At 56.9% G+C, this 9,941-nt stretch carries 8 protein-coding genes, 4 tRNA genes and 1 rRNA gene; all 13 read right to left on the reverse strand.

The features are described from left to right. Positions 1-3 precede the first annotated feature (3 nt). Positions 4-1,200: an elongation factor Tu gene (tuf, locus tag HLUCCO03_RS06125; protein ID WP_027830869.1), complete on the reverse strand. Its 1,197-nt coding sequence runs from the start codon at positions 1,198-1,200 to the stop codon at positions 4-6. Positions 1,201-1,248: 48 nt separating this feature from the next. Beyond that, positions 1,249-1,324, reverse strand: a tRNA-Thr gene (locus HLUCCO03_RS06130). A 21-nt stretch (positions 1,325-1,345) separates the two neighbouring features. Continuing rightward, a tRNA-Gly gene (locus HLUCCO03_RS06135) sits at positions 1,346-1,420 on the reverse strand. 10 nt (positions 1,421-1,430) lie between these two features. Next, positions 1,431-1,512 (reverse strand) — tRNA-Tyr (locus HLUCCO03_RS06140). Between the two features lie 41 nt (positions 1,513-1,553). Then, positions 1,554-1,629, reverse strand: a tRNA-Thr gene (locus tag HLUCCO03_RS06145). A gap of 31 nt (positions 1,630-1,660) precedes the next feature. Then, positions 1,661-2,374, reverse strand: a complete 714-nt coding sequence (locus tag HLUCCO03_RS06150; RefSeq protein ID WP_155939877.1) for an SPOR domain-containing protein — start codon at positions 2,372-2,374, stop codon at positions 1,661-1,663. Next, positions 2,371-3,108, reverse strand: coding sequence for a type III pantothenate kinase (locus tag HLUCCO03_RS06155; protein WP_027830867.1), 738 nt, complete (start codon positions 3,106-3,108; stop codon positions 2,371-2,373). Before HLUCCO03_RS06155 ends, HLUCCO03_RS06150 begins: the two co-directional genes overlap by 4 nt. Continuing rightward, on the reverse strand, positions 3,105-4,073 hold the full coding sequence (locus HLUCCO03_RS06160) for a biotin--[acetyl-CoA-carboxylase] ligase (RefSeq protein ID WP_027830866.1): 969 nt from the start codon (positions 4,071-4,073) through the stop codon (positions 3,105-3,107). The genes HLUCCO03_RS06155 and HLUCCO03_RS06160 overlap by 4 nt, the downstream gene beginning before the upstream one ends. 117 nt (positions 4,074-4,190) lie before the next feature. Next, positions 4,191-6,590 carry a DUF6160 family protein gene (locus tag HLUCCO03_RS06165; protein ID WP_292016635.1) on the reverse strand — a complete coding sequence of 800 codons (2,400 nt, stop codon included), beginning with the start codon at positions 6,588-6,590 and terminating at the stop codon, positions 4,191-4,193. Between the two features lie 10 nt (positions 6,591-6,600). Further along, positions 6,601-7,149, reverse strand: coding sequence for a hypothetical protein (locus tag HLUCCO03_RS06170; protein ID WP_036197250.1), 549 nt, complete (start codon positions 7,147-7,149; stop codon positions 6,601-6,603). Then, positions 7,146-8,237, reverse strand: a complete 1,092-nt coding sequence (locus tag HLUCCO03_RS06175; RefSeq protein ID WP_051603766.1) for a hypothetical protein — start codon at positions 8,235-8,237, stop codon at positions 7,146-7,148. Before HLUCCO03_RS06175 ends, HLUCCO03_RS06170 begins: the two co-directional genes overlap by 4 nt. Beyond that, the gene (locus tag HLUCCO03_RS06180; protein ID WP_027830862.1) at positions 8,237-9,436 is read right to left on the reverse strand and encodes a DUF6160 family protein; all 1,200 of its coding nucleotides are present in this window, start codon (positions 9,434-9,436) and stop codon (positions 8,237-8,239) included. Before HLUCCO03_RS06180 ends, HLUCCO03_RS06175 begins: the two co-directional genes overlap by 1 nt. 412 nt (positions 9,437-9,848) lie before the next feature. Beyond that, a 5S ribosomal RNA gene (gene rrf / locus HLUCCO03_RS06185) occupies positions 9,849-9,941 on the reverse strand; the annotation flags it as partial.

A 9,941-nucleotide genomic window follows, 5' to 3' on the forward strand; every position in this document is an offset into this window, starting at 1 on the left:
CAATTACTCGATGATCTTGGAGACTACGCCGGCACCAACGGTACGGCCGCCTTCACGAATCGCGAAGCGCAGGCCATCTTCCATGGCGATCGGAGCAATCAGGGTAACACTCATCTTCACGTTGTCACCCGGCATTACCATCTCCACACCTTCCGGCAGCTCACAGGAACCTGTGACGTCGGTGGTACGGAAGTAGAACTGCGGACGATAGCCCTTGAAGAACGGTGTATGACGACCACCTTCTTCCTTGGACAGAACGTACACTTCGCACTCGAACTTGGTGTGCGGAGTGATCGAGCCCGGAACCGCCAGAACCTGACCACGCTCAACGTCGTCACGCTTGGTACCACGCAGCAGAACACCAACGTTCTCACCAGCACGGCCTTCGTCCAGCAGCTTGCGGAACATCTCAACACCGGTACAAACGGTCTTCACGGTATCCTTGATACCGACGATTTCCACTTCGTCACCTACCTTGATGATGCCACGCTCTACACGACCGGTTACCACCGTACCGCGACCGGAGATAGAGAAAACGTCCTCGATCGGCATCAGGAACGGCTGATCAATCGCACGCTCCGGATCCGGGATGTACTCGTCCAGGGCTTCTACCAGCTTACGTACCGCGGTAGTACCCATTTCGTTGTCATCCTTACCTTCCAGCGCCATCAGCGCTGAACCGGTAATGATCGGCGTGTCGTCGCCCGGGAAGTCGTACTGGCTCAGCAGTTCGCGAACTTCCATCTCGACCAGCTCCAGCAGCTCCTCGTCATCAACCATGTCCGCCTTGTTCAGGAACACAACGATGTAAGGAACGCCAACCTGGCGGGACAGCAGGATGTGCTCACGAGTCTGCGGCATGGGGCCGTCAGCTGCGGAGCAAACCAGGATCGCACCGTCCATCTGCGCCGCACCGGTGATCATGTTCTTCACATAGTCAGCGTGGCCCGGGCAGTCTACGTGCGCGTAGTGACGTGCCGGTGAATCGTACTCAACGTGAGAAGTCGCAATGGTGATACCACGCGCCTTCTCTTCCGGCGCGTTATCGATCTGGTCGAATGCGCTGGCGCTGCCTGTACCCCACACTTCGTGACATACACGAGTCAGCGCGGCTGTCAGCGTGGTCTTGCCATGGTCTACGTGACCAATTGTGCCCACGTTTACGTGTGGCTTGTTACGCTCAAATTTTGCTTTAGACACGACCTATCTCCCTAATCAACCAGACCGTGACGTTGACCGGACAAATAATGGAGCTCATGACCGGAATTGAACCGGTGACCTCATCCTTACCAAGGATGTGCTCTACCGACTGAGCTACATGAGCGCTTTCAACACAACTACAAATTGGAGCGGGCAGCGGGAATCGAACCCGCGTCATCAGCTTGGAAGGCTGAGGTAATAGCCACTATACGATGCCCGCGAGCAATAAGTGGTGGAGGGCAGGATTCGAACCTGCGAAGCTTTCGCGTCAGATTTACAGTCTGATCCCTTTGGCCACTCGGGAACCCCTCCCGGCCAGACCCACCAATGGCGGATCTGCTTAAAACTAAAAGTGGAGCTGGCGGACGGAATCGAACCCCCGACCTGCTGATTACAAGTCAGCTGCTCTACCAACTGAGCTACGCCAGCTCACATTCGCCTCTTCAGCGAGGGCGGTATACTACGGATTTTCAGGGGCTGTTGCAACACCTTCGCAACGGCTGATTTCGACCAGGTCGAAATCGCCGGCGTATTCCGATTCCGCCGCCTCAACCGAGCCGGAATCCGGCACCAGTTCGTCCTCAAAAACGAGCGCGTAGCTTATCTGATTTCGGGGGAAGTTGGCCAGTATTGCATTGAGATTCTGGCGTTTTTTTTCAGCCAGGACTTCTTCGGCAGCCTGCTCCGACTCGAACAGGCCCAGGGAGATGGCATTTTTATTCTCGCCCCGCCTGACAAGATAGGCATCAATGCCCCGGCGCTGAAGATCCTGGAATAAAACCTGGGCCCGGTCTTCCGGCTGCGGAGGAATGATTACCCAGTGTAACGGCGATAACTCCCGCTCTTCTTCAAGGACCTCATAAGCCATTCCCGGGCTACCGAGGGAGCGGTAGGCGTCGCGCGCAGATTCTGCGGTCTCGAACCAACCCAGGCGGACACAATATAGTTGCGGCTCCGGGTCGTCTGGTACAGCGACAGGCTCAACCTGTCCCAGCCGCGGTTGTGGTGGGGGCGGCTGCTTCTCTTCAGTAACAGGCGCGTCTGTTTTGAGATCCGCGACCCGGGGCAGTACCTGTTGTTCTGACACAATGGCAATCCGTTCCGGAACAAAGGTGTCCCCGTACAACCAGAGCGCCGCGTTCGCCAGCAGCAGAACCAGGGCAAGCCACTTCATTCCGGCTCCCAGCCACTGTCAACGGCAGCGAGCCCACTCAAGACAAGGTAGGGTTCATGGACAGCAGAAAGACCTGCGCCGATCAATCCCGACGCATCCCCGCCAGTCACCACAACCCTGTCCAGCCCGAGCTCTCCGCAGTCCTGATGAATTCGGGCAACCATGGCTTCCCGTAGCCATGCCAAACCATGCTGAACACACTCTGTGGTGGAGACGCCAGGGCGTCCCTGTTCGGCATCCAGGCTATCGAAGCCGACCCTCGCCACATCCTGCCGGAGCGAACGGAGCATCATCTGTTTGCCGGGCAGGATATATCCACCCAGATGCATACCGGAACTGGCCACATAATCAACGGTGATCGCGCTGCCGGCATCCACTACCGCGAAACCGCCGCCCCCCGTTGTAAACCAGGCGCCACACATGGCATGCCAGCGATCCGCCCCCATCTTCTGCACATCGGTATAGGCATTGACCAGCGCTCCGCGCCGGCTTTCGGCCCAGTGGAAGATAACCGGAGCTCCACAGAAGGCCTTGAGCCGCGCCTGCAGGTGCCGACGTCTGTCTTCCGATATCACGGTGGAAATGGCAACGCGCTCAACTGTTCCGGCCCGGGCCGCCCAATCATTAAACATCTGGTCTGACTCGAGGGTATCAAAACCCTCGTCCAGAATTTCTCCGTCAGCCAGTAGCTGCCATTTAATACGGGTATTCCCGGCATCGATCAGCAATTTCATGACTGGACCCGCAGGCTGATCTCACCGGCCCGGACCCTGACCAGTTCGCTGCCATCGTCAATGAGGTAATTGCCGGAAGCATCTATTCCCCGGCCGGTTCCGGAAAGCTCCCCCTGGGTAGCCACCAGGGCTTTTCCGGCGAAGATATCTCTGCTCTGCCAGCGCCCGGTGAACCTGCTGAAGCCCCGCTCGGCGAACTCATCCACCGCTTCGAGAACCTTGCTGACCACCGAAGTGGCCAGATCACTTCGGCGCCAGCCTCGGTCCGGCAGGGCCATGGCAAGACTGCTCCAGGACTGGTCCACATCTGTGCTCTCTGTCATATGGACGTTCAGGCCAATTCCGGCAACCACTTGCACAACCCCTTCTTCAAGCTCTCCCTGGAGTTCTACGAGAATACCGGCAAGCTTGCTGCCACCCACGAAAATGTCGTTGGGCCATTTAAGCCCTACATCCGGCACACCCTGCTGTTCCAGCGCTTCAGCAACGGCAACCCCAAGCACCAGGCTCAGGCCATCCAGCATGGCAAAGCTGCCCTGGAACGTCAGCCCCATACTCAGGTAAAGGTTCTGCCCCCTTGGGCTTTGCCACGGCCGGCCACGCCTGCCCCGGCCGGCCGTCTGACAGTCAGCGATACACACGGGTATACGGCCGGTTCCGGATTCCCGGCGCCGTCGTACAATTTCCGCATTGGTGGAATCCACCTCATCCAGGACGCTCAGTTCGATCGCCGAACGGTGTTGGGGCGCCAGGCCCTGGATAATCCGGCTCTCATCCAGCAGGTCCATGTCGCTAAGCAGCCGATAACCTTTGCCACGAATGGTTTCTATCCGGACTCCGTCGTCCATGGCGCGGCGGATCTGCTTCCAGATTGCCGTCCGGCTGATGCCGAGACTGGCTGCAAGTGACTCACCGGAGTGAACCTGCCCGTCTGCCAGAAGGCCTAGAAGTGCTCTGGATTTCATGAAGGAATGCCCGCGTGATTGAATAGGATCAGGGCGGGATTAAACAACACGCAGACCAAAAAGACAAAGTGCCGGGCCGAAGCCGTATCGCAAATTCGGAAGATTGCCCCCTGTCGCTCAGGGAATCGGGGTTGCCGTCAGGTTTGCCTCGATATCGAAGTTCTGCATTTTCACACCGTGTACCGCGGTTTGAGCCCCTCCCGCGGGGTGTACCAGATCGACATTATTGATGGACAGCTCTTTGAAGCGGCTCCGGGCCTGAACAGCAAAACCCAGCGGCCGGTTTTCCAGGTCCGTGGCCGAAGGTGATGACACATAGCGATACCCCGCCGCTGCCGCCGGATCCATGATTTTCTCATCACCCCTGGCACCTGTTACACCCAACGCATCGGCGCCGTCGGTCTTTTTGACAACTCTGGTCTGATAGACATCGACCGACAGATCCGTACGTATCCCGAACGTATTGTCGTCCACGCCATCGCCGTCGAAATCCCCGCCGTCACTGGTGTGGATATCGTTGAGCACCAGTTGCGTTCCCGTATCGTTGACGGGATCACCACTGGCATCCTTCCGACGGCTGGTCTCCCAGGTAAAGGCATTCTTGCGGTCTTCACTGACGGCCCTGGCGAAGATCTGCTTCAGGCCAATCGTTAGCCCTTCCTCTCCCCGGGCCTCCCAGATGCCCCCCGATGCCGTGCAATCAGCAGCGGTAACGCCGGTGCCGCCGGCACAGACATCACCGGCACCACCGGGAACAATCGTCATACTGCTCCCGGTTTCATATTTCTGCACCACGAAACGACCGAAACTTGCACCTGCTTCCTTGTCACCAACACGTAAATTGCCCACATCCATGGTGCTCCAGGCCTCTCCCTTGATGATCTCGAGGCCATTTTCGGTAACATCCACTGTCGCATCGCGAATATGGGCATCATAGCTGAGATCACTGATCCACAGGCCTTTCTGTGAAATTTCACCGTCACCTTCATCATAAGGCGCGGCAATGATGGCCGCCCGCCCTTTACGGATGTGAATATCCGAGTTGATGGTCAGCCCCTCGCCGCTTGCACCACCGGCACCCAGGGTAACCTGCCCATCCAGTTCGAATTCGTAGGCCGGATAGAAACCCAGTGCCAGCAACAGTTCGGTACCGCCCTGAAGAGGTGCGTCGTCACTGCCCACTCGCAGTCCGTTGATGCGGTAGCCCGCATTGATATCCTCGAAACCGATCCTGAGGCCATCATAGAAGCGGGTGCCATTTACCTCTCCCTCCCGGGTGACATTCACCGTCACATCGCCCTGCCCCCAGGATTGCAGCCCACTGAATATGACCCGGTTTCCATCTTCGGTATAGCTCAGGTCTGCCAGTTGCAGGCTCCATTCGGTAGACAGTCTCAGCCCCTGAGGGCCGGCGTCCGGATGGCCTCCGCCCTGAACATACACCGCGTTGGTATAACTTCGACCATTGTAGGTGTGATCCCTCAGCATGAAGCTGACATTCACCTCACCGATACTCCGGCCTTCAGCGCCCATCTCGATACGGCCAAGGTTGAACTCTCCGCCCAGTGAACCCAGGGTAAAACCGAGTGCATCGCGGCCCAGCCGGTCCTTCGTGACATCCACCCGCAGGTCACGAAGACTGTAGTGGCCGGAAATATCCCGGAAGGCGAGGCGGTTACCGTCATCGTGGTAGATAAAGGAGGCACTGTTGATGGTTGTCTCATTATCCAGCCGGAAACCCTGCCCTTCCCGGCCTCCGGCAGTGATACCTGTTTTCGACGACAGATCGAACGCCCCGCTGAGACCACCGTAGCTGGGTAACGCCTGACCGGTGGAGACATCATAGGTGTTGCCATGATTTGCAGGGTTATTGCTGTAGCGGATGGCTCCAATCTCATAGGAACCGGAAATACGTGGCGCATCGAACTCCAGGGTATTGCCAACCACATCCAGAGTGACACCGAGCGCCTCAACATCAAGCGTGACATCATCAAGAAACACTTCGTTGCCATTGGTACGGTAACCCAGGCGACCACCTGTCATGGTATAGGCGGTGTCAAAGGTGTAACCGGAGGAGCCAACTGCACCCCCCGGGCTGATACGAAGGCTGCCCTCCAGGCTGTGATCAAAGAACACACCTCCCATTCCCACGCCTGGCGCACCTGCCAAACGGATATCCCCGAACTCGATCCGGCGGTCTTCAACCAGGTAGTCCAGGTTGAGCACAGCATCATCAGTGACATCCATCCTGATGACATGTGACGCTGATCCTCCCGGCCGGCTCGCCGAACCCACACGGAAATCCTCCAGGTGAACCCCTTCGCCATCATCAAAATAGGACAACCGGTCGGTGGTCATGCCCAGTTCCATCTCCAGGGTTATGCCGCTCTGGCCGCTGATATCTGCAAGATCCTCATCATCAAGGCTCTGCATCTCGGCCATTACGGGAGCCGACACGGCCAGAACCAGGGACCAGGTTATCGTCATTCCGAAGGACTGGTTTGCAATAGCGGACATATCCCTCTCCCTATGGATTGCCTGTGGGGAAAACCAGCAGGTTTCCCTCCATGATGACCTCACCCTGCATTTCCACCGACAGAATGTCCGTTTGCTGAAAACCCGGGTCTGTTGGTCTGGGCATATTGCTGCCGGCGATCTTGAACCGGACATCGTTATAACGGACGACATCCGGCAAGCCGATTTCCATTACATCACGGTTGAACAGCTCCCCATCGCCGCCGAACCCGGAGTCGATTGAACGCACCCTGAGCGTCAGGCCTTCAAACGCAAAATTGCCCCGAATCTCGTCGAGCACCATCCAGCCACCGTCAGCCTTCAGGCGATAGGCCAGCCTGGCGCCGCATTTTTTGCCCGAGTCGTTACAGCGGCCAAAATAGCTGTTCTCCATGGGGCCGCCCATTTCGTTGATGCTGATATCACCGGACAGGTAAATACCCCCCTGCCCCGATACCCGGGCCAGGTCGCCATCCTCCATGCGGTCCAGTTCGGCAACTGCCTGCGCTGCCCCGCAGGTCACCATGACTAAAAACACGGGCATCAGGTAACGTCTGTTCATGGCGCCAGGTCCCTGGTCCGGATATCAAGATGCTGGACCAGCATGCCCTCCACCCGCGCTGAACCAAAATCCCGGTCAGCCACGGAAAAATTGCCGATATGGAGATTGCTGCGGTAATCCGGGCTTGAGTAGTAGTCCTGGTAAAAATCCCAGGTATCCGCATCACTGCTGCTGCGCAACCCGTCAGCGCCAATGGAGCCCGGTGCAGGCCGGTCGATAGCAGCCACCTCCACTACGAAGTTGCCGGTACCGTCCACATCGAAAAAGACCGGCTGTAACTGATTGCCAATGGCCAGTTCCAATGCGAAATTGCTCATGGTTATCCGCGACCCACAGTCAAGGCCATCCTGGGAGCAGGCGTTAATCGATAATTCCGGCGTATGGAAATTGAGCCTGAACTGCCCCACCATCTGCTGCCGCTCATCATCCCCCCAGATCCGCAGAAAACTGCCGTCAATCACCGCGCTCTTTGCATGGATATTGATATTGGCGGAACGGTCGTCCCCAACAGCAACATTCATCTGCATACCAATATCCGGGCGTTCCCCAACAAATTCATCTGTTGCAGGGCGGCTGGAGCACACGCCACTACCCGCCACGGCACCGGAATTCATGCAATCGAAACCCATGCCCTCATCCACCAGTGCCGGGGCGGCAAATTCCAGCACGGCTTTATCCGTTATTCCGATATCGTTGCCATCGACGACATCGATTCGATAAGGATTCAGCAGGCGGCCCAGATTCACAGGGCTGAGGCTCTGGCCGTAATTGCTGCCGGATCCCGATATATAAAGGTGGTTGACGACGATTTTGACATCGCGCCCGTCGGTGCTCTTGAGACCACCAATCCTGAAAATCCTGGCCTGGTTACCGGCCGCATCCGGGGCATCCGTGCCATGGGAAAATTTGAAGTCTTCAAGAACAACACCGATGCCCTCGCCGTCAATCTCCGACAACTCCTGTTCAGTAAGATCCTGGAGTTCGGCGCTGGCTGACCCCGCGGCAAAAATAACGAGAAGCGCCGGGATGGATCGTAAAACCCGCCAACCCTCCGCCGGACGGCCGGGCAATGTGAGAAGTGCGAGCATCAGAATAACCCCCTGCCACGATCAATGTACTCCGTCCGGTAACGGTCCGTACCGTAGAGAGCCTCGTTCAGGTTGACCTCGGTTGCCCCGTTGGGGATGTTGAAAAACGCACCGGAAGTGGCCCGAATGAAGTCTTCGGGAGTCGGGTCCGTGTTCTTGACGTCTTTCAGCCAGTCGAGATCCCTGGTCTGGAATGAAATGAAGGCCCCGTCGGCCGGGCCGGTGATTCTACGTTCGTCACCAACTTCCTCGACGGTACCTATCGGAAAACTGTTGTAGATATCCAGATCGAAACAGGAGTCTATGCCCAACACCAGGCAGTCCTGCGCGTATACATAGATATCGCCGCTGCCGCAGCTGAGAAAGGAACAGTCGGGGACTTCAATCCGGGAACTGGATCCCCAGCCGATGAGGTTCTTCACCGACCAGCGAGTGAAGCCACTGGCATCCTCCAGCACAAAGCGCTCACCATTCGGGATGCCTATATGCTCTGCCCGGATCGGGTCCAGTTCACCGATATTGGGATCGCCTTCTTCGCCATAAACCAGCTCTGCTTTGGTCTGGAGCGGGCTCCCGCCCTCCAGAAGCGGAGTCAGTAACACGATCACCTGATCAAAGAAGTTTCCGCTGGAGCTGGCTTCACGCAAACCCTCGCCTCGGTCGACAATATCCACATTGACGTTGCCGGTGAGGGTTTCAATCTTACCGGAAAGAATGCCCATGGATTCGCCAAAGCCCAGGCGAAAACCGACGATTTCCCGGGCATCTTCGTCAAAGGCGAATTCAAGGAACGGGTTTTCTATATTGAATGGGACTATCTCACCCTCGCCGTAGGCGGAGCCGTCTGGCTTGAGTTGGCGTGGGGCTTTTGGGTTGCGGTCAAAGTAGGCCTGGTTATTGATGTAACCCAGGGCGAAGTCTTCGATGTAAACATCGGAAGTTCCTTCTTTCTCCCCATCTCTCTCATAACGGCCCAGCTCCAGGACATCCACATTGGTCTGGATATCAATATCCATACCCAGGTTGACCCGTGTATAGGAGGTTGCGTCAGTTTCGTCGGGGTGATATTGGCGATCAACTGAAATAAATGCCTGACCAGTCACCTCTGACATATCACTGTCGGAGATTGGCTGCAGGTCAGCCATAGCGGAGGGAGTAACGAGCGACACCGCCAACGAGAGCCAGACAACAGTTTTCATAGACATATCTCACCATGAACCGCCTTCTGCAAAGCGGTTTATTGTTTTTATGGATGAGTGTCTCTGAACACTGATGTTGCTATCGCTGGCGTTGTTATATTTTTGGCCAGTTCTTTTACAAATCTTAACGGTGTTTACGGGATGTCACTGTGAGCGGTGTCATAAATTTGGGAGGTGGGGAAGGATGACCCGGGGCAGGTTTATACCCTTGGCCAGTGCTTCGCACTGGAATGACCTACTTTGCTCAGGCCTGCGGCCTTCGGCCCTTCGGGCCCGCCGTCGCGGGGCTCCGGCGTCCTGCGCTTGCCTGCGGCAAGCTTGTCACATGGGGCCGTTGTAGTGGACAGCAGATAATCGTATCCCAAATAAAAAACCCCCAACGGCATAGCCGCTGGGGGTTTGTTATTTAGGAGCCTGACGATGACCTACTCTCACATGGGCAGAAGCCACACTACCATCGGCGCTGGTCTGTTTCACTGCTGAGTTCGGGATGGGATCAGGTGGT

It is taken from the genome of Marinobacter sp. HL-58 (genome assembly GCF_001314605.1).
Classification (GTDB): Bacteria; Pseudomonadota; Gammaproteobacteria; order Pseudomonadales; family Oleiphilaceae; genus Marinobacter.